Here is a 19656-nt window from a genome sequence, read left to right as displayed (position 1 = left end):
TTAAAACGATTGACGTATTAATATCATTAACAAGACCACGGCAACGAGGCGATTCGGTCGCCGCAGACACAATCTCGCACAACGCACTGGCCTCGATGTCGGGTCACGAGTGATCCACAACCGCAAAGCCGCGGCTTTCGGAAACACTGAGAGAAAAGGAAACGATTATGGCAAGCAAAAAGGTCTGGCAGAACCCCTCGTATCTGCAGAGCTCCTTCGGCATCTTTCTGTTCTTCTGCTCCTGGGGCATCTGGTGGTCGTTCTTCCAGCGCTGGCTCATCTCCGGCGTGGGGCTGACCAACGCCGAGGTCGGCACCATCTACTCCATCAACTCGCTGGCCACGCTGGTCATCATGTTCATCTACGGCACCATCCAGGACCAGCTCGGCATCAAGCGCAAGCTCGTGGTCTTCGTGGCCCTGGTCGCCGCGCTCGTCGGCCCGTTCGTGCAGTTCGTCTACGCGCCGATGATCCTCGCCGGCGGCACCACGCGCTACATCGGCGCGTTCATCGGCGCCGTCGTGCTCTCCGCCGGATTCATGTCGGGCTGCTCGCTGTTCGAGGCGGTCACCGAACGCTACTCGCGTAAGTTCGGCTTCGAATACGGCCAGTCCCGTGCCTGGGGCTCCTTCGGCTACGCCATCGTCGCCCTGTGCGCCGGCTTCCTGTTCAACATCAACCCGCTGCTCAACTTCTGGGTCGGCTCCGCGTTCGGCGTGTGCATGCTGCTCGTCTACGCCTTCTGGGTGCCGAGCGAGCAGAAGGCCGAGCTGAAGAAGGAATCCGATCCGAACGCCGAACCCACCAACCCCTCCTTCAAGGAGATGGTAGGTGTACTCAAGATGCCGACCCTGTGGGTGCTCATCGTCTTCATGCTGCTGACCAACACCTTCTACACCGTGTTCGACCAGCAGATGTTCCCGACCTACTACGCCAACCTGTTCCCCACCGAGGCCATCGGCAACGCCACCTACGGCACGCTCAACGGCTTCCAGGTGTTCCTCGAGTCCGCCATGATGGGCGTCGTGCCGATCATCATGAAGAAGGTCGGCGTGCGCAACGCCCTGCTGCTCGGCGCCACCGTGATGTTCCTGCGCATCGGCCTGTGCGGCGTGTTCCACGACCCGATCACCGTCTCCATCGTCAAGCTGTTCCACTCCATCGAGGTGCCGCTGTTCTGCCTGCCGGCGTTCCGCTACTTCACCCTGCATTTCGACACCAAGCTCTCCGCCACGCTGTACATGGTGGGCTTCCAGATCGCCTCGCAGGTCGGCCAGGTCATCTTCTCCACGCCGCTGGGCGCCTTCCACGACAAGATGGCCCAGATCCTGCCGAACAACGACATGGGCTCCCGCGTGACCTTCTGGGTCATCTCCGCCATCGTGCTGTGCGCGCTGATCTACGGCTTCTTCGTCATCAAGCGCGACGACCAGGAGGTCGGCGGCGACCCGTTCTACACCGACAGGCAGCTGCGCGAGATAGAGGCCGCCAAGGCTTCCGAGGCCAAGGCCTGATCCCGCAAGCCGTATCCTGCTCCCCTCGTCCCGGCGAGGGGAGCCTCGGCATAATCGTCATCCCAAATCCAACCCACAACCCAAGGAAAGGACCATTCAACGATGAGTGATTTCAAGCCCGTCTACTCCCCCATCAAGGACCATGCCGAGGAGCTCGCCAAGGCCGAGGCCGGCGTGGCCAGGATGGCCGACGAACGCAACGACCGCTGGTATCCGAAGTTCCACATCGCCTCCAACGGCGGATGGATCAACGACCCGAACGGACTGTGCTACTACAACGGCCGCTGGCACGTCTACTACCAGCTGCACCCCTACGGCACCCAGTGGGGCCCGATGCACTGGGGCCACGTCTCCTCCGACGACATGATCACATGGCGTCGTGAGCCCATCGCCTTCGCGCCGAGCCTCGAAGAGGAGAAGAACGGCGTGTTCTCCGGTTCCGCCGTGATCGGTGACGACGGCAAGCCGAGGTTCTACTACACCGGTCACCGCTGGGCCAACGGCATCGACGGCTCCGGCGGCGAATGGCAGGTGCAGATGCTCGCCGAACCGACCGACGACACGCTGAACTCCTTCGAAAAGAAGGACATGGTCGTCGACTGCCCGCGAGACAAGGTGCACTGGCACTTCCGCGACCCGAAGGTGTGGAAGACGAACGGCGTGTGGTACATGACGTTCGGCGTCTCCTCCGCCGAGCAGCGCGGCCAGATGTGGCTCTACACCTCCGACGACATGGTCGAGTGGACGTTCAAGACCGTGCTGTTCGAGCATCCCGATCCGGACGTGTTCATGCTCGAATGCCCCGACTTCTTCCCCGTCACCGACAAGGACGGCAACGAGAAGTGGGTCATCGGCTTCTCCGCCATGGGCTCGAAGCCGAGCGGTTTCATGAACCGCAACGTCAACAACGCCGGATACATGATCGGCACATGGGAGCCGGGAGGCGCGTTCATCCCCGAAACCGACTTCCGTCTGTGGGATTGCGGCCACAACTTCTACGCGCCGCAGTCGTTCAACACCACGCCCGGCGACACCGCGAGCAACACCGACGGCCGTCAGATCATGTACGGCTGGCTCAGCCCGTTCGTCGCCCCTGTTCCGATGCAGGAGGACGGCTGGTGCGGTCAGCTGACGCTGCCGCGCGAGGTGTTCCTCGGCGATGACGGTGACGTGCACACGGTTCCGGCCGCCGAGGTCGAGGGCCTGCGCGAGGACACCAAGGAGTTCGGCGCGGTCGAGGTCGCCTCCGGCACCGAGTTCACGGTGGCCGACGACGCCGAGGCGCTGGAGATCGAGCTGACCATCGACCTGAAGAACTCCACGGCCGAACGCACGGGAATCAAGGTTCATGCCACCGAGGACGGCTCCTACACGTACGTGGCCTACGACGACCAGATCGGCGGCGTGGTCGTGGACCGTCAGGCCAACAAGTACGGCGACCGCGGCTACCGCATGGCCCCGCTCGACCCGGCCGAGCTCGAGGCCGGCGAGCTGAAGCTGCGCGTGTTCGTCGACCGCGGATCCGTGGAGGTCTACGTGAACGACGGCCATCAGGCGATGAGCTCCTACAGCTACGCGGCCGAGGGACCGCGCGCCGTGAGGCTCGCCGCCGAATCCGGCGACCTCAAGGTCGCGTCGCTGACCACCCACCATCTCAAGTCCATCGGACTGGAGTAGGCAGGCGCGGGAGAGACCCCGCCCATAAACGAGGAATCGGCCTTCGGATACTGTTTTACGAAGGCCGATTCTATTTCCGCCGTCTATCGGTCGCCGGTCACATCTCCCTGCGTTCGTAAATGCGCACGGACGCGAGATACGAGACCGCAAGCGCGATGACGGCGACGACCACGCCGAGTGCGACCGTAAGCCCCATCGACGAGAACACGTGTCCACCCAGCCATTCGGCCACCGCGCGGACCTGGTCCTCGAACCGCATCGTCACCACGAATCCGAGGATCAGCAGTGCGGATCCGCCGAAGACCACGACGTACATGAGCGTCTGCCCTTTGAACCGGTAGGAGCATACGAGTACCAACGCGGAGCATAGCGCGTAGACGAGCCCTTGGATGGCAATCGTCCTCCATGGCATCGCGCCCATGGTGCCCAACGCTCCCGCGGCGGCGAAGCCGAGGGGATACATCACGGTGTTCTCCACGACGAGCATGATGCCGAACAGCAGCAGATACACGTAGCGTCCGATCACCTGGTTGCGACGTGAGACCGGCATCAGGCCGTTCATGTCGGCGTTGTTGCCGGTGTCCTGGTAGACGGCGGGGAAGGTGACGAAGCTGACGAACATCAGCAGGTTCATGCCGCTGATGTATTGGTACAGCCAGGCGATGGCGCCGGCCGAATCGTCGCCGCCGAACAGGATGCCGAACAGTGCCATCATCGCCGGGCTCATCAGCATGTAGCCGGCGATCATACCCCATCCTCCGCTGGTGATGCGCGCCCAGTCGACGCGCATGGATTTCACTACCGCGTTCATCGTGCGTTTCCTTTCCTCACGTTGGTCAGTCGGATGATGTCGTCGATGCCTGCCGGTTCGACGAGCAGCTGCGGCCGCCGGTCTCCGGCGAGCGCCTTCACGTCCTCCACGCGCAGGAGGGCGTCGAATCCGGTCTCGTACCGGTGGATGCCGACGGCCTTGGCCCGTAGCGTTTCGTCGAGGTCGGCGAGGCCTCCTTTGACCACGCGGAACGCGTCGAGGAACTCGTCCTTGGGGCCGGTGAAGTAGAGCCGGCCGTGGGTGATGTAGGTGATGAAGTCGGCGGCGCTTTCCAGGTCGGAGGTGATGTGCGTGCTGAACAGCACGGTATGTTCGCCGTCCTCGATGTATTCGTGGAGGATGTCCATGAGTTCGTCGCGCGAAAGCACGTCCAGGCCACTGGTGGGTTCGTCGAGGATGAGCAGACGCGCATCATGGCTCAAGGCCACGGCAAGCATGAGCTTCATAAGCATGCCACGCGAGAGTTCCTTGACCTTCTTTCGGCGGTCGAGGCCGAATCGTTTGCAATACTGTTCGAACCGGCGGTGGTTCCATGTGGCGTAGAGGCCGCGCATGGCCTGTTCGACCTTGTTGACGGTCCATACCTCGACGAAGTAGCCGGAGTCGAAGACGACGCCTAGCTGCTCCTTGACCCGCTCCTCGTCGGCGATGTTGTCGAGGCCGAGCACCTCGATGCCGCCGGCGTCGCGCCGGACCATGTTGAGGATGAGTTTGATGAGCGTGGATTTTCCCGCGCCGTTGGGTCCGATGAGTCCCATGATGTATCCGGCCGGCAGGTCGAAGGTGATGTCGTCGAGCCGGAATCCGGAATCGTATTGCTTGGATACGCCGTTCACGCTGAGCGCGAACGGCGTGCTGCCGGAGAGTGCGTCAAGCACCATGGCTTTCTCCTTTACGGTTCATGATGTGGATACGGGCCCGTCGGGGCTACGTACCCAAGGCCATGTGTCCATGTTTTTCGGGCCACCCCATCAGCGGCCGTCACGGTCGCCGGCGGCGTCCTGCGTGGCATAGGTCTCGTCGAGTATGGCGTGCAGTTCGGCGGGCGGGATCCCCGCCGCCTTCGCCGCCGCGACGACGTCGCCGAGACCTTTGCGCACCCGTCGGGCCAATTGCGCCTTCATCACGTCGTTGCCTTTCGGCATGACGAAGGTGCCCTTGCCCTGGATGTTCCTCACCACTCCCTCATCGGCCAGTTCGCTGTACGCCCTGGTGATGGTGAGCACGGAGACGCGTAGCTCCTTGGCGAGCTTGCGCAGCGAGGGCAACGCCTCGCCCGCCTCGAGTTCGCCGGAGAGCACCGCCGAGCGGATCTGCGTCTTGATCTGCTCGTAGATGGGTTCGCCGGACACGGAAGAGATGATCAGCCTCATTCCTTGCCCCTTTCCTTGTTCATGGCAGCACCAGTACTGTTGTGCTGTCATGTAGAACAGTATAACAGTTTTGCCAACTGTGCAACACAGCGACATAACAGTTGTCGGACACTTTCCGGCACGGGCGCTTCCGTACCCGATTCACATACCCTCTATAAGACCCCCTGAAAAGTTGATATGGGGGAACTCTTAATCGGCATAATTACGTAGTTTCCCCTACCTCTTACATCACCCCCATAGTCCCACTAGACTCGAAGGTGTTGTGGGGTTTTGTTTGGTGATGCTGTGACGAATGAGGCCGCATGACGCCCCTCCCCGACAATCACGGAGGGGCCGATTTAGAGACAAGGAAGTTCACCCATGACAATCATGGAGACGAAGAAACGCCGGCTCGGCCGTGCGGCCGCCGGCCTGCTCGCCGCGGCATTGACCATCGGCATGGCCGGATTCACCGGCACCGCCGCCGCATCCGCCGCCGAGAATACGACGACCTACGATTTCAATCTGTCGGGACTGCCGGCGCATAACGACCTCATGAAGACCAGCGCCCTCGGCATCGTCGCCGTCAACAGCGAGAAGGACGTCCCGACCGCCGTGCTGAACAACGGCACGACCACGAAGGACGACCACACCGTCGAAACCAAGTACGTCGGCGTCAAGCCCGGCGAATACAACGTGACATACACGGCCACCGGCGACCAGCAGAAGACCATACAGGTCGGCATGTACTCCGGTTCCGCGACCAGTGACGGCATCTTCCACTCCAGCGGCCAGTACAGTCACTTCTCCCTCTCCATCAAGGGATACAACGCCAACACCGCCGTCGAGTCCGAAAAGGTGGACCTCTCCCCCGCCGGCGCATACCTGACGATTCTCGGCGGCGACAAGGTCGGCACCATCCATCTGACCAGCACCACGCCCTCCCAGCCCGATCCGCAGCCGACCAAGTCGGCGAGCATCGTCGGCAAGGACGGCGAGGCGTTCGCTGACAACAAGACCACGCTGACCGTCGACGACGAGCTCGGACTGAGCGCCAAGCTCAAGAACTCGAACAAAGCCGACTTCGAATGGGGTCTCACGCAGGCCGACAAGTACATCGGATTCGTCGACATGGGCGCCAGCCCGGCCACCGACATCCGCATCAAGGCGCTGAAGGCCGGCACCGCCACAGTCAGCCTGACCGGCAAGAAGAGCACCGCGGCCGAAGGCGTCTCCGCCACGCTGACCATCACCGTCAACCCGAAGAAGGAAGACCCCAAGCCCGTCGATCCGCTGGCCGGGTTCAGCGCCAAGGAACGCGCCTACCTCGAGGCCTCGTACTGGTACTTCAACACCCAAGCCGACAGCAGCAAGGGCTTCGACGGATGGTCCCCGAAGACCACCATATACACGAAACTCGCCGACCTCAACGGCCTGAAGAACTCGGTGCCCGGCTACTCCGCGCAGGACGGCGACGCGCTGTTCCACTACACCGGAGCCAACGGCAAGGACCAGGGAGGCTACCATGCCACCACATACAAGAACGGCAAGAAGGTGACCTTCTCCGATGACTACGACACGAAGGTCGTGATCTACACCGGCCGCGATTCTGGCGCGACCATCAAATACGTGTTCACCACGCTTGACAAGGTCGTACTGCCGAACGGCAACAACAGCGGCACCACGCCGAACAGCGGCAAGGACAACCCCGCCGCGAAGCCGTCCGGCGACACCACCAAGAAGCCCGCAGCGACCACCAACGGCACGAACACCGCAACCAACGGCACCGCCAAGGCCAGCGGTCTCGCCAAGACGGGCGCCGACGTCACCGGCGGCATCGTCGCCATGCTCACCCTGCTGGGTGCGGGCGCCGCTCTGATGCTGCGCAAGCGCGCCTGAGCATTCGAACCGCTTTCGGCATAATTCACCGAAAAAGAGGACCGGTTCCGTAAATCGACGGAGCCGGTCCTCTTTTTCGTTCACATGCCAGCCAGACATCGACATGCACGACCCCCTGAAAGTCAGTGCAGACCAAGAGACTCGCAGGAGGCACGTAGGGCGTCGATGATGCGCGCGATGTCGGCATCGGCAAGCGGACGACGGAAGGTGAGTCGCAAGGCGGACTTGGCCACGGCGGGCTCTAACCCCATGGCCAGCAGCGTGGATGGAATCTCGTGGCGGCCGATGGCACAGGCCGAGCCGGAGGAGCATTCGATGCCACGGGCGTCGAGATCGACGAGCAGCGCCTCGCCGGTGACGCCGGGAAAGATGAACGACGCGTGGCCGGGAAGACGATGCTCCGGGTCGCCGGTCAGTCGCGCCTGAGGTATGGCTTCCAGTACGCCGCGGATGAGCCGATCGCGCGATGCGACGAGTTCGGCATGATGCTCGCGCATGAACGTGATGGATTCATCCAAGGCAATGGCGAGCCCGACCGCTCCGGCCACGTTCTGCGTGCCGGAACGCAGACCACGCTCCTGGCCTCCACCGCTGAGCAGCGGTTCTATGGGCACGCGGCCGCGCACCAGTAGCGCGCCGAGACCCTTGGGCGTGCCGAACTTGTGACCGGAGACGCTGAGCGCGTCCACATCCCAGTCGCGCATATGAATCGGAACCTGGCCGGCGGCCTGTACGGCGTCCACATGCACGGGCACATGATGTCGATGCGCGATGCGTACGACATCCTCGACCGGCTGGATGGCGCCGACCTCGTTGTTGGCGAGCATGACCGACACGAGCACGGGCCGCGAACCCGCACCATCACCGGCGACGAGTGCCCCCTCCAAGGCGTCGAGCCGTATGCGCCCCCGCCCGTCGACGGGAACCGTAAACACGTCGGCATCGAAGAACCGCGCCATCCACCGTGCGGATTCGGCGACGGCTGGGTGCTCCACCGCTGAGACGACGATGCACGGGCGCACGCCCTGCGGCAGTCGTCGCATGGCCGCCAACGCGATGCCCTTGATGGCGAGATTGTCGGATTCGGTGCCGCCGGAGGTGAAGATGACGTCGTCGGCATGGGCGCCGAGGTCGCCGGCGAACGAACGGCGGGCGGCGTCGAGCGCACGGGCGGCGGTCTTGCCGTCCTGATGCACGCTGGCGGGGTTCGCGTAGGCGTCGGTCATGAACGGCAGCATGGCGTCGATGACGTTGCCCGACACCGGTTCGGTGGCGGCGGCGTCGAGATAGAGCGTGGCGTCAGTCATAGTCGAGTCCGAGGTCGATGCTGCGGACGCTGTGGGTGAGCGCGCCGACGGAGATGATGTCCACGCCGGTGGCGGCGACCGCGGCCACGCGGTCGAGCGTCATGTTGCCGCTGGCTTCCACGAGCGCACGGCCGTCGATGAGTTCGACGCCCTGGCGCGTGTCGCCCAGGGTGAAATTGTCGAGCATGATGGTGTCGGCGCCGCCGTCGAGAGCGCCTGGAATCTGGTCGAGACGATCGACCTCCACTTCGATATGCGTGGTGTGGCCGACCTGTTCGCGCACGTGTCGGATGGCGTCGGCCAGGTCGAGGCCTCGGGCGGCGAGCGCGGCGAGGTGGTTGTCCTTGAGCATGACGGCGTCGGAGAGACCGAACCGGTGGTTGTGGCCGCCGCCGCAGGTGACGGCGTATTTTTCGAAGGCGCGCAGCAGCGGCGTGGTCTTGCGGGTGTCGACGATGCGCGTGCGTTCGAATCCGCGAGGGTGTGTGGCGTCGGGCAGTGAGTTGCCGCGCGCCGCCTCCCTGACGAAGTCGGCGGTCATGGTGGCGATGCCGCTCATGCGCTGGGTGAGGTTCAGGGCCACGCGTTCGGCGGTGAGGATGTCTCGGATGGGGCCGCCGACCGTGGCGAGTGTCTGCCTTGCGGAGAACCGTTGTCCGTCGTGGATGGACGGATTGACTTCGATGATGAGGTTTTGTGTGGTGAAGACGGCCTTGAAGACGTCGATGCCGCTTATGACGCCGGGTTCGCGGGCGACGAGCGAGACCTCGCCGGTCTCATCGGCCGGGATGGTGGCCGCACAGGTGATGTCGCCGTAGGGTGCGTCTTCGGCCAGAGCTGCCTCGACGACCGTATGGATGAGATGTTCGGTAAGCAATGCGGTTCCTTTTGGAGGAGGTGGATTCACTGCAGGGGCATGCGGTAGGCGACGGAGTGCGCCCATTCGTCGCGCGGTTCGGAACAGTCGGTCCTGGCGTGGGCGCCGCGGGATTCGGTTCGGGCGAGCGCCGCGTTGGCGGCCACGTAGCCGACGGTGAGCATGTTGCGGTTTTCGAGACGATGCGTCTGTTCGTCATACGACGAATCGACGCCGTGATCCGGGCCGGCGTCGGCATTGGCGAGGGCCAGCCCCTCGCCCAGCCGGCGCACCGCCGTCCGGAGGCCGTCGGCGTCGCGCAGCACGCCGACGCCATGCCACATCGCAGCCTCGATATGGCCGCGATCCCATGCGTCGGATGGATCGGTCCGGTCGTCGGTTGCGGGAACGGCAAGCGTCACCGGCTGTTCGCCGGATGGCTTGCCAGTGGCGGAGTTCGCGAACGGTACGGGATGCCATATGGAGTCCCGCCCGTCGGCGACGGCGGCAAGACCGGCGCGTCTGCCGAACACGAGGCCTTCGAGCAGTGAGTTGGAGGCCAGGCGGTTCGATCCCATGACGCCGGTGCGGGCGCACTCCCCCGCCGCATACAGGCCGGGAATGCTCGCGCGGCCGTTGAGGTCCGTTCGGATGCCGCCCATGTAGTAGTGGGCGGCCGGTGCGACGGGGATGGGTTCGCGGCTCCAGTCGAAGCCCAGGGACCTGGTGTAGGCGTCGATGGTCGGGAAACGGCGAGAGAGGAACGCGGCCAGGTCGGGGTGTTCGCGTGCCATCGGGGATACGTCGAGCATGACGGGACGGCCGTTCTGCCGCTGCATCACACGGAAGTTCTCGCGGGCGACCACGTCGCGCGGGGCGAGTTCGGCCCGTGGGTCGATGCGGGTCATGTACCGTTCGCCGTGTTCGTCGAGCAGGACCGCGCCTTCGCCGCGCACGGCTTCGGAGACGAGGAAGTGCTCGCCGACGGCCATCGCGGTGGGGTGGAACTGGTAGAACTCGAGGTCGGCGGTTTCGGCGCCGGCGCGCAGGGCGGCGGCGAGACCGTCGGCTGTGGCGACCTGCGGGTTGGTGGTGTACGGGTACATGCGGCCGGCGCCGCCGGTGGCGAGGATGACACGGTCGGCGGCAAGCACGTCGCTTCCCGACTTCGTCAGCAGCCGCACTCCGGCGATGACGCCGTCACGGAGAACGAGGTCTTCGAGGAAGGCGTGCTCGATGATATGGATGCGCGGGTTGGTGCGGACCATGGCGGCCACGTCGAGTTCGAGCACCCTGCCGGTGGCGTCTCCCCCGGCATGCACCACGCGGGCACGGCAGTGGGCGGCTTCGAGCCCCCGCAGCATATGGCCTTCGGCGTCCCGGTCGAAACGCACGCCGGCCGCGGCGAATTCACGTACGCGGTCCACACCCTCACGGGTGAGGATCTCCACGGCCTTCGGCTCGCACAGGCCATGGCCGGCGGCCATGGTGTCCTGCGCGTGGAGCTTCGGGTCGTCGTCGGCGAAGATGGCGGCGGCGATACCTCCTTGCGCATGGTAGGTGTTGGATTCCACGAGTTCGGCCTTGGTGACCAGTGTGACGTCATGGCCGGCGGATGCCACGGCGAGCGCCGCGGACAGTCCGGCGACGCCGGCGCCGATGACGACGATGTTGTGTTCAGGATTCACGGTTTTTCTCCCCTCAGTCCACTTACGCGGACGACTCCCCTCATTGGGGGAGCCGGAAACGGCTCACGGGTGAACGCGCAGCATGCGCTCGAGCGCCACCTTGGCCTCGCGGGCGGTGTCGTCGTCCACGGTGATGCGGTTGACGATGTCGCCTCGCTCGATGCTTTCCAGGGCCCATGCGAGATATGCCGGGTGGATGCGGTACATGGTGGAGCAGGGGCAGACGACCGGATCGAGGCAGAAGACGGTCTTGTCGGGGTACTGCGCGGCGAGCCTGTTGACGAGGTTGATCTCGGTGCCCACGGCGATGACGGAGCCGGCGGGCGCGTTGGCGATCTCCTTGACGATATAGGCGGTCGATCCGGTGCCGTCGGCGGCGTCGACGACCTGCATGGAGCATTCGGGGTGTACGATCACCTTCACGCCGGGATATGCGCGGCGGGCGCGTTCGATCTGGTCGACGGTGAAACGCTGGTGCACGGAGCAGAAGCCCTTCCACAGAATCATCTTCGCCTTGGCGTAGTCGGCGGGGTCGCTGGCGCCGCCCTGCGGTTTGTACGGGTCCCACAACGGCATTTGGCTCAGCGGGATGCCCATGGCACGGGCGGTGTTACGGCCGAGGTGCTGGTCGGGGAAGAACAGCACGCGCTTGCCTCGCGCGAACGCCCATTCGAGTACGGCGTGCGCGTTGGAAGACGTGCATACGATGCCGCCGTTGCGTCCGCAGAATGCCTTGAGCGAGGCGGAGGAGTTCATGTAGGTCACGGGGATGATCTGCTGCAGCCCGTCGGCGTCCGGTCTGGTGCCGCAGATCTCGCCGAGCTGCTGCCAGCAGTCCTCGACCTGGTCGATGTCGGCCATGTCGGCCATGGAGCATCCGGCGGAGAGGTTCGGCAGGGTAACGCTCTGTTCGGGAGTGGAGAGGATGTCGGCGGTTTCGGCCATGAAGTGCACGCCGCAGAACACGATGTGCTCGGCGTCGGGGCATTGCGTGGCGTTCTTGGCGAGCTGGAAGGAGTCGCCCACGTAGTCGGCGTGCACGATGATCTCGTCGCGCTGATAGAAGTGGCCGAGGATGAGCAGCTTGGAGCCGAGACGCGCCTTCGCGTCGCGGATGCGCTCCTGCAGCTCGTCGTCGGAGGCGTCGCGGTATTCGACCGGCAGAGACTGCTGGCGCGGGGCGTTCCTCGGAATCATGTCCAGCGCCGACGCGCCGGGGCCGTAGGTCGGCCGGGTGGCGTCGAACGCCCATGGATCCTTGGTCAGGCCCGCGTCGCAGGTGCCGGTGGCGCCGAGCCGTTCGATGATGTCGTTTACTGAAGCCACGCTCATGGCAGTGTCCTTCTCTGATGTCCGTATCCGTCGCACGACGGCGGGAGACATCGGTTCGTCGCCGAGGCTCCCGCCGTGAAATCAGTAAGAGCATACCACATATAGTCAAGTTGACTATAACTGATGCCGTCGTAAACGAACACACCTTCTTCACTGTTCGGTCAGACGTCTGCAATGCCATATGACTAGGCTGTGCCGTAACGATGAACGCAGCAGGCAAGGAGGAAGCCATGGGGATCTGGGACAGGCTGTTCGGCGGCAGGGGCTCAAAGGAAAACCGGGACATCGTCCGCAACACCCCGAATCCCGTGGCCGCCGACATCACCGGCATCCAACGGGACGAAGCCTATTCGGACACACAGCGCATCCCCCAGCTGACCGACTACGTGGCGCAGATGATCGTGTCGATGGTCCGTCACGAAACGCAACGCCCCGCCGTCAACCTCCTCCCCACGGATGATGCGCCGTCCATCACCGACACGAAGGTCGGAGGGGCGTTCTACGTGCCTCCCGCCATGGGCGTCCCCAAGAACCGGGAGACCGGAGAACCGCTGTTCCTCATAGCCCAGCTGAATTTCGCCCAGCTCCCCCATCTGCATGATTTTCCGCAGGACGGTCTGCTGCAGTTCTTCATCGCCGGCGACGACTCGATGTTCGGCAAGGATTTCGACCGGCTGGATTCGCAGCGTTCATGGCGCATACGATACATCCCCGAGCCCGACGACGTCACGCGGGGCCGTATCATCCGCCCCCATTGGAAGGACGACACCGACCTGCCGCTGCACGACCCCGATGTCGAGTTCCGTCTTGAACCGCAGCTGGCCACGCAGGCGATGTCGACGACGGACTTCCGGTTCGAGTCCACGTTGCAGCGCTACCTGGGCGCATTGAACGACCGCGACCGCGACTTCTTCGACACGCACGACGCCGATATCCGAGACACGTTGAACGACATGCTGGGCGGTGACGGCCTTCGTGTCGGCGGCTACCCGGTCTTCACGCAGGATGATCCCCGGGAGGACGACCCGGACCTCGGCCGGGCCACCACACTGCTGCTGCAGCTCGACTCGCTCGACGACAATCGGCTCATGTTCGGCGACACGGGTGTGATGAACTTCTTCATCGAGCCCGATCGCCTGCGTCGTCTGGACTTCTCCCGGGTCCTCTACACGTGGGATTGCTACTGACCGCGCCGAGCCGCACCATATCGACCTCGCCGCTCGATGCAATCGCGGCTCGACAGTCAAGCGCCGTCAGCGCTTGGCCTCCCGCAAGAACAGACGGCCTTGCGGCCGCGCCCTCCAGGCCTCGCCGCTCGAGAGATCGCGGCTCGGCAGTGAAACGCCTTTAGCGTTTCACTCCCCCAAACCGTCGGTCGCGGTGGATGTAGTGGTCGATGGAACGCCACAGGACCTCGCGGCCGCAGTCGGGGAACAGTTCCGGCACGAAGTCGAGTTCCGCGTAGGCCGCCTCCCACGGCAGGAAGTTGCTCGTACGCTGCTCTCCCGACGTGCGGATCACCAGGTCGCAGTCGGGGATGTCGGGATTGTAGAGGTGCTGGGCGATCATCTTCTCGGTCACGCGGTCGCCGGAGATGCGGCCGTCGCGCACCTCCTTCGCGATGGCGGCGCAGGCGTCGGCGATCTCGGCGCGGCCGCCGTAGTTGATGCAGAACACCACGTCGATGGTCCTGTTGTGCTTCGTGCGCTCCATGGCGGTCTCAAGCTCGTCGATGACCGATTTCCACAGCCGGGGGCGGCGTCCGGACCAGCGCACGCGCACGCCCCATTCGTCCATCTGCGCCACGCGGCGGTGGATGATCTCGCGGCTGAAGCCCATGAGGAACCGCACCTCGGATGGCGAGCGCTTCCAGTTTTCGGTGGAGAACGTGTACAGGCTCAGATAGCGCACACCGGCCTCGATGGCGCCGGCGATGGTGTCGAACACCACGGGTTCGGCCGCCTGATGGCCGTTCGTGCGCACGAGACCGCGCTGCTGCGCCCAGCGTCCGTTGCCGTCCATGATGACGCCGACGTGGCGGGGCACCTTGTCCTTGGGGAAGTCGGGAATGATCGAGGGGTCGGAGAAGGGGGCCGCGGGGATATCCAACGACGTATAGTCCACATGTTCAAAAGCCATGTCTACGAATCTAGCAAGTGCGCGGAACGAATCGGCCGTTCGAGGTAATACTCGGCCCAGTGTTCGACGATGTCATGCACCCTCGAAACCGAATCCCCGCCATCGGCGCCGCCTGCCGGCCGGACGTCAAGCGTCCCCCAGTCTCCGGCGAGCAGCGCCTTCAGCCGCATGACGTCGTCCCTCGTCACCCGAATCGCCTCGGGAGTGCGGTCCCTGGCGCACATCACGCCGCCTCCGGGTATCGAGAACGCGGCGAGATCGTCGGTCCCGCCGCATACCACGCAGGAGTCGAGACGCGGGGTCCATCCGGCTATGGACAACGCGCGCAGCACGTAGGAGTCGCCGATGTCCGTCGGCGCATGCAGCCGACGGGCCAGCGCGGAGACCGCGCCCACGGCCAGCATGTACTGGGACGGCGAGGGTTCGTCGAGGGCGGCGAACAGCCGGTCGGCGGTCTCCGCGACCACGCTGGCGTTCACGTAGCTGTCGTAGTCGCCGATGATGCGGTCGCCGTACATGCCTTTGGCCGAGGCCTGCGAGACCACGTCGAGCGAACGGCCGGTGGCGATGAGCAGGTCGGCGCGCATGAACGGTTCGAGCCGTGCGCCGAACCGCGACTTCAGCCGTCGAACGCCTTTCGCCACGGCACGAATCTTGCCGTGGTCACGGGTGAGGATGGTGATGATGCGGTCGGCCTCGCCGAGCTTCACCGTACGCAGCACCAGTCCCTCGTCGCTGTACAGCGCCATGGATGCGCTTCCTTTCCGCCGTGCGATGCACGTCAGTAGATGAACAGTCCCCAGAAGGCCAGCACCAGCAGCACGCCGAACATCGCGAGCGCCGTCACCACGAACAGCGCCACGCCGAGTCTGGTCGAGGCGACGACCGGTCCGGGATGCCAGTCGCGGATGCGCAGCACGGGTCTGCCGGTGAGCCGTTTCACACGGAAGTCGGCCTTCCATTCCTCCGGCGTGCGCAGCAGGCCCTTTACGGACGCGGTGTGCAGTATCTCGCACAGCACTCTCGACCACGCCCATACCACGATGGCGCAGGCCGCCTGGATCGCATACCAGCTCCAGTAGATCATGCCGGGCGGCTCCGGCGCGGCTCCCCAGATCAGCTGGACCATGCGCCATACGATCTGGCCGATGCCGGCAAAGAACAGCATCAGCGAGGCCATGGTGGTGACGGATATCATGACCAGCACCCGCCGGTACCCGCGCACCAGGCCGAGGGCCCTGCCACGGCGCCCGGCAAGGCACCGGATCTTGCGGATGACGGCCACGACGGCGAGTATCAGCGTGGCGACGAGCATGACCGCGGTGGATGCGTGCACGATGACGCCGTACATGGTCAGACTGGGGTGGGCGTGCAGGTTCGTCGGCACGGCGATGGACTGGTAGATGGTGGTGCCGGCGATGGATGCCGACGTCTCCTCGAGCCCTCGGGTCTTGCCGACGGCCCAGTCGACCATGTCGTCCTCGTATCCGTCGACCAGGGGCGTGCCTTCCTCGGCCTCGTCGCCGAGACGCATCACATGGTTGGCGACCGGATAGTTGCGCACGGTCACGTCCCAGTTGTCCTCCTGCCGGGCCATGCCCTCGATCTCGGTGATGCCGTCGACCTGTGCGGTCATGACGTCCTTCGAACCGTAGGCCACGAATGTGGGGATGGCGTAGCCCTGCGCGACGAGCGGGTCGAAGTCGAGGTTGTCGAGTCCGAACCGTGCGGTGTCGGCGCTGAACACGCGGCGGACGATGGACTGGTAGCCGGGATTGGCGCCGACGATGGCGAAGTCCTGCGCGACGAAGAACCCGAGCGCATGCCGCGGCGAATACACCATGGGCGACAGCAGTATCTGGAAGGCGATATGGCCGTCGTCACGCACGAGATAGGGCGATATCCATGTGCTTTCGGAGGTGGCGTACAGTCCCACCTTGTCGGGGTCCACGGTGTCGAGCAATCTGAGGTAGTCCACAACCTGGCCGTAGGCGTGTGCGGACGCCTTGTAGTCGCGGGTGATGTCGTTCGTCGACCAGACGGGCTTGTCGACGGTCGCCGTCACGAATCCCGCGGAGCTGAGGTCGTCGGCGACGTCGCCGAACGAATTGTCGGCCGTGCCGTATCCGGCGCCGTGCATGAACACGGCGGCCGGCAGACTGTGCTTCGCGGTGACGCCCTTGGGCGAGCGGACGAGCACGTGGGCCCGTTGTCGCTCGCCGGTCGACGGGCGGACGAGTTCCAGCCAGGCGTCGGCGGTGACGACGTCATAGGTGCCGCGTTCCGGCAGTTTTTCTCCGCCGGGGCTGTCGTAGGTCACGGAGGTGTCTGCGGCCAGTGTCTCCACGCTGCGGTCGGTCGGCTCGTTCTTCCATTCGACCGTCGTGATATGCGAGACCGAGGTCAGTATGCCCATCAGGATGATGAAGATGGGGATGCTGACCAGCATCTTCTTCGACCACTTCCATTCGACGTCGTCGTTTACGGCAGTCGTCGCGGTTTTCCGGCGTTTCAACACGGAAGGTATTCTATACGCCGAACCTTACCGGCGCGGGCCGGCCCGAAGCCGGCCACACGCCGCCGCCTTCCACGTCCGTCAGCGGACGACGGTCCCTGCCTTGGGATCCTGGATCGGCACGACGACGGGACCGGCGCCCTCGAGCGGGGTGCCGTTGGCCTCGGCCTCCTCCTTCATGCGTTCGGCGATCTCGTGCGCCTTGTCGAGCAGCGTGTCGACGATGCGGTCCTCGGGCACCGTCTCGATGACCTTGCCCTTGATGAAGATCTGCCCCTTGCCGTTGCCGGAGGCCACGCCGAGGTCGGCCTCGCGCGCCTCGCCGGGACCGTTGACGATGCAGCCCATGACGGCCACGCGGATGGGGGCGGTGATGCCCTTGAGACCGTCGGTCACGGCGTTGGCCAGCTGGATGACGTCCACCTGCGCACGGCCGCAGCTCGGGCACGAGATGATGTCGAACTTGCGTGCGCGCAGCCCCAGGTATTCGAGCAGCTTGCAGCCGACCTTGACCTCCTCGACCGGCGGGGCGGAGAGGGACACGCGGATGGTGTCGCCGATGCCTTCGGATAGGAGCGAGCCGAACGCCAGACAGGACTTGATGGTGCCCTGCCATGCGGGACCGGCCTCGGTGACGCCGAGATGCAGCGGCCAGTCGCCCTTGGACGCCAGCAGGCGGTAAGTCTGGACCATGGTGACGACGTCGTGGTGTTTGACGGAGATCTTGAAGTCATGGAAGCCGACGTCCTCGAACATGTGGGCCTCCTTGAGCGCGGATGCGACGAGCGCCTCGGGCGTCGGACCGCCGTATTTGGCGTAGAGCGCCTTGTCAAGAGAGCCGGCGTTGACGCCGATGCGCAGCGAGATGCCCGCGTCGGTGGCGGCCTTGCAGATGTCGGGACCGACCTGGTCGAACTTGCGGATGTTGCCGGGGTTCACACGCACGGCAGCGCATCCGGCATCGATGGCCTGGAACACGTACTTCGACTGGAAGTGGATGTCGGCGATGACCGGGATCGGGGACTTCGCCACGATGGACGGCAGGGCGTCGGCATCGTCCTGGCTGGGTACCGCGACACGGACGATGTCGCAGCCCGCCTGCGCCAGCTCGCCGATCTGGCGCAACGTGGCGTTCGCGTCGGCGGTGACGGTGTTCGTCATCGACTGCACGCTGACGGGCGCGCCGCCGCCGACCGGCACCGGGCCGACCATGATGCGGCGGGAGCGGCGGCGGGGATGCAGCGGCGACTCGCTGATCGCGGCGTCGCCGGTCTTACGGAATGCGGTATTCGAATCAGTCACGGTTGTTGTTTATCAGATCGTCGGCGAGCCGGCGGGCGAAAAGCTCCACTTGGCTCATTTCCTCCACGGACTCGAACAGCGGCGCGCCGCGCAGCTCGCCGTCCATCTCGTCGAGCACCTCACGGACCGTGTCGGCGATGGCCAGATACGGCAGACGGTGTTCGAGGAAGGCGTGCACGGCCTGCTCGTTGGCGGCGTTGAGCACCGCCGTGTGCTTCTCGGAGGCCTCGAGGCAGTGTCGCGCGAGGGCGACGGCGGGAAACACCTCGTCGTCCAGCGGTTCGAAGGTCCACTGCGCGGCACGGGTCCAATCGCACGGCCTGGCGATATTCGGCAGGCGGTCGGGGGCCGACAGCCCCAGTGCGATGGGCAGACGCATGTCGGGCGGCGAGGCCTGGCAGATGGTGGCGCCGTCGCGGAACTCGACCATGGAATGCACGATGGACTGCGGGTGCACGGTGACGCTGATGCGGCTCGGCGGGATGGAGAACAGCCGGCTGGCCTCGATGACCTCGAGGCCCTTGTTCATCAGCGTGGAGGAGTTGATGGTGACGACCGGCCCCATGTTCCAGGTGGGATGGTGCAGCGCCTGCTCGGGCGTCACGTCGGCGAGCTCGTCGCGCGTGCGGCCACGGAACGGACCGCCGGACGCGGTGACGACCAGCCGTTCGACCTCATGATGCATGCCGGAGCGCAACGACTGCCATATGGCCGAATGCTCGGAATCGACGGGATTGATCTGCGCCTCGCGCACCTGTGCATCGAACAGCAGATGGCCGCCGGCGACGACGGACTCCTTGTTGGCGAGCGCCAGCTGGGAGCCGGCCCGCAGCGCGGCGATGGAGGGTTCGAGGCCGATGGAGCCGGTGATGCCGTTCAATACGACGTCCGCGCCGGCACCGGCCAGGTCGATGACGGCCTGCGCGCCGGCCTCGACGGCGATGTCCTTCGCACCGAGCTCCGCAAGGGCGTCGCGCACGGCGGGCAGCGCCTCCTCATGGAACACGGCCACATGCCTCACATGGAAACGCGCCGCCTGCTCGGCGAGCAGACGGGGATGGGCTCCCCCGGCGGCCAGCCCCGTGACGTCGAAGCGTTCGGGATGCCGGCCGATGACATCAAGCCCCTGCGTGCCGATGGACCCCGTCGATCCGAGGATGATCACCGTGCGCCGCCACGACACCTCGTCGAGATGCACGTCGACGCCGGTCCGCGCAGACGTATCCGCATGTTCGCTCAACTG

General features: G+C 65.0%; 16 protein-coding genes. 4 read left to right on the top strand and 12 right to left on the bottom strand.

From position 1 onward, the window contains the following. The first annotated feature begins 167 nt into the window (after nt 1-167). Together GFD18_RS06700 and GFD18_RS06695 are read left to right on the top strand one after the other, a co-directional pair. The gene (locus GFD18_RS06700; RefSeq protein ID WP_163199579.1) at nt 168-1514 is read left to right on the top strand and encodes an MFS transporter; all 1347 of its coding nucleotides are present in this window, start codon (nt 168-170) and stop codon (nt 1512-1514) included. A gap of 102 nt (nt 1515-1616) precedes the next feature. After that, on the top strand, nt 1617-3191 hold the full coding sequence (locus GFD18_RS06695; protein ID WP_163199577.1) for a glycoside hydrolase family 32 protein: 1575 nt from the start codon (nt 1617-1619) through the stop codon (nt 3189-3191). Nucleotides 3192-3288: 97 nt separating this feature from the next. Here the strand turns inward: GFD18_RS06695 and GFD18_RS06690 are convergent, their stop codons facing one another. The 3 genes from GFD18_RS06690 to GFD18_RS06680 form a co-directional block, all read right to left on the bottom strand. Next, nucleotides 3289-4002, bottom strand: coding sequence for an ABC-2 transporter permease (locus GFD18_RS06690; protein WP_100509817.1), 714 nt, complete (start codon nt 4000-4002; stop codon nt 3289-3291). Next, the gene (locus GFD18_RS06685; protein WP_100509818.1) at nt 3999-4904 is read right to left on the bottom strand and encodes an ABC transporter ATP-binding protein; all 906 of its coding nucleotides are present in this window, start codon (nt 4902-4904) and stop codon (nt 3999-4001) included. The genes GFD18_RS06690 and GFD18_RS06685 overlap by 4 nt, the downstream gene beginning before the upstream one ends. Before the next feature lie 90 nt (nt 4905-4994). Then, nucleotides 4995-5396: a GntR family transcriptional regulator gene (locus GFD18_RS06680; RefSeq protein ID WP_100509819.1), complete on the bottom strand. Its 402-nt coding sequence runs from the start codon at nt 5394-5396 to the stop codon at nt 4995-4997. 360 nt (nt 5397-5756) lie between these two features. On the opposite strand from GFD18_RS06680, the gene GFD18_RS06675 reads away from it, so the two are divergent. Next, nucleotides 5757-7274, top strand: a complete 1518-nt coding sequence (locus GFD18_RS06675) for a hypothetical protein (RefSeq protein ID WP_100509820.1) — start codon at nt 5757-5759, stop codon at nt 7272-7274. A gap of 122 nt (nt 7275-7396) precedes the next feature. On the opposite strand, the gene GFD18_RS06670 is transcribed toward GFD18_RS06675, so the two are convergent. The 4 genes from GFD18_RS06670 to nadA form a co-directional block, all read right to left on the bottom strand. Then, a complete protein-coding gene (locus tag GFD18_RS06670; RefSeq protein WP_163199575.1) occupies nt 7397-8581 on the bottom strand; it encodes a cysteine desulfurase family protein in 1185 nt (394 codons plus the stop codon). Next, nucleotides 8574-9458 carry a carboxylating nicotinate-nucleotide diphosphorylase gene (nadC, locus tag GFD18_RS06665; RefSeq protein WP_163199573.1) on the bottom strand — a complete coding sequence of 295 codons (885 nt, stop codon included), beginning with the start codon at nt 9456-9458 and terminating at the stop codon, nt 8574-8576. The genes GFD18_RS06670 and nadC overlap by 8 nt, the downstream gene beginning before the upstream one ends. Nucleotides 9459-9484: 26 nt before the next feature. Further along, nucleotides 9485-11125 (bottom strand): L-aspartate oxidase, encoded by a 1641-nt coding sequence (nadB, locus tag GFD18_RS06660; RefSeq protein ID WP_318644412.1) that lies wholly within the window; start codon nt 11123-11125, stop codon nt 9485-9487. Nucleotides 11126-11188: 63 nt separating this feature from the next. Beyond that, complete coding sequence (gene nadA / locus GFD18_RS06655) at nt 11189-12457, bottom strand: quinolinate synthase NadA (RefSeq protein ID WP_163199571.1); 1269 nt, start codon at nt 12455-12457, stop codon at nt 11189-11191. 230 nt (nt 12458-12687) lie between these two features. On the opposite strand from nadA, the gene GFD18_RS06650 reads away from it, so the two are divergent. Then, the gene (locus GFD18_RS06650) at nt 12688-13644 is read left to right on the top strand and encodes a YwqG family protein (RefSeq protein ID WP_163199569.1); all 957 of its coding nucleotides are present in this window, start codon (nt 12688-12690) and stop codon (nt 13642-13644) included. Nucleotides 13645-13804: 160 nt separating this feature from the next. Here GFD18_RS06650 and GFD18_RS06645 read toward each other — a convergent pair whose 3' ends face one another. The 5 genes from GFD18_RS06645 to dxr form a co-directional block, all read right to left on the bottom strand. Continuing rightward, nucleotides 13805-14596 (bottom strand): isoprenyl transferase, encoded by a 792-nt coding sequence (locus GFD18_RS06645; protein WP_100509825.1) that lies wholly within the window; start codon nt 14594-14596, stop codon nt 13805-13807. Nucleotides 14597-14598: 2 nt separating this feature from the next. Next, complete coding sequence (recO, locus tag GFD18_RS06640) at nt 14599-15345, bottom strand: DNA repair protein RecO (protein WP_163199567.1); 747 nt, start codon at nt 15343-15345, stop codon at nt 14599-14601. Nucleotides 15346-15377: 32 nt separating this feature from the next. Continuing rightward, complete coding sequence (locus GFD18_RS06635; protein ID WP_225432948.1) at nt 15378-17045, bottom strand: alpha/beta hydrolase family protein; 1668 nt, start codon at nt 17043-17045, stop codon at nt 15378-15380. Nucleotides 17046-17192: 147 nt separating this feature from the next. Further along, nucleotides 17193-18413 (bottom strand): flavodoxin-dependent (E)-4-hydroxy-3-methylbut-2-enyl-diphosphate synthase, encoded by a 1221-nt coding sequence (gene ispG, locus GFD18_RS06630; RefSeq protein ID WP_100509827.1) that lies wholly within the window; start codon nt 18411-18413, stop codon nt 17193-17195. After that, nucleotides 18406-19596: a 1-deoxy-D-xylulose-5-phosphate reductoisomerase gene (gene dxr, locus GFD18_RS06625; protein ID WP_163199803.1), complete on the bottom strand. Its 1191-nt coding sequence runs from the start codon at nt 19594-19596 to the stop codon at nt 18406-18408. The genes ispG and dxr overlap by 8 nt, the downstream gene beginning before the upstream one ends. Between the last annotated feature and the right edge of the window lie 60 nt (nt 19597-19656).

The sequence above is a fragment of the Bifidobacterium saimiriisciurei genome, assembly GCF_010667655.1.
GTDB classification, from domain to species: domain Bacteria; phylum Actinomycetota; class Actinomycetes; order Actinomycetales; family Bifidobacteriaceae; genus Galliscardovia; species Galliscardovia saimiriisciurei.
The sequence above is the reverse complement of the archived record's forward strand: the minus strand, read 5'-3'. Positions and strand labels throughout refer to the sequence as shown.

What these genes read in the sequence shown, in the direction of transcription:
- nadA (WP_163199571.1), bottom strand. Translation starts at nt 12,457, where the DNA reads ATGAGCGTGGCTTCAGTAAACGACATCATCGAACGGCTCGGCGCCACC.
- GFD18_RS06690 (WP_100509817.1), bottom strand. Translation starts at nt 4,002, where the DNA reads ATGAACGCGGTAGTGAAATCCATGCGCGTCGACTGGGCGCGCATCACC.
- GFD18_RS06685 (WP_100509818.1), bottom strand. Translation starts at nt 4,904, where the DNA reads ATGGTGCTTGACGCACTCTCCGGCAGCACGCCGTTCGCGCTCAGCGTG.
- GFD18_RS06695 (WP_163199577.1), top strand. Translation starts at nt 1,617, where the DNA reads ATGAGTGATTTCAAGCCCGTCTACTCCCCCATCAAGGACCATGCCGAG.
- GFD18_RS06650 (WP_163199569.1), top strand. Translation starts at nt 12,688, where the DNA reads ATGGGGATCTGGGACAGGCTGTTCGGCGGCAGGGGCTCAAAGGAAAAC.
- GFD18_RS06680 (WP_100509819.1), bottom strand. Translation starts at nt 5,396, where the DNA reads ATGAGGCTGATCATCTCTTCCGTGTCCGGCGAACCCATCTACGAGCAG.
- GFD18_RS06645 (WP_100509825.1), bottom strand. Translation starts at nt 14,596, where the DNA reads ATGGCTTTTGAACATGTGGACTATACGTCGTTGGATATCCCCGCGGCC.
- recO (WP_163199567.1), bottom strand. Translation starts at nt 15,345, where the DNA reads ATGGCGCTGTACAGCGACGAGGGACTGGTGCTGCGTACGGTGAAGCTC.
- GFD18_RS06635 (WP_225432948.1), bottom strand. Translation starts at nt 17,045, where the DNA reads ATGCTGGTCAGCATCCCCATCTTCATCATCCTGATGGGCATACTGACC.
- GFD18_RS06670 (WP_163199575.1), bottom strand. Translation starts at nt 8,581, where the DNA reads ATGACTGACGCCACGCTCTATCTCGACGCCGCCGCCACCGAACCGGTG.
- GFD18_RS06675 (WP_100509820.1), top strand. Translation starts at nt 5,757, where the DNA reads ATGACAATCATGGAGACGAAGAAACGCCGGCTCGGCCGTGCGGCCGCC.
- GFD18_RS06700 (WP_163199579.1), top strand. Translation starts at nt 168, where the DNA reads ATGGCAAGCAAAAAGGTCTGGCAGAACCCCTCGTATCTGCAGAGCTCC.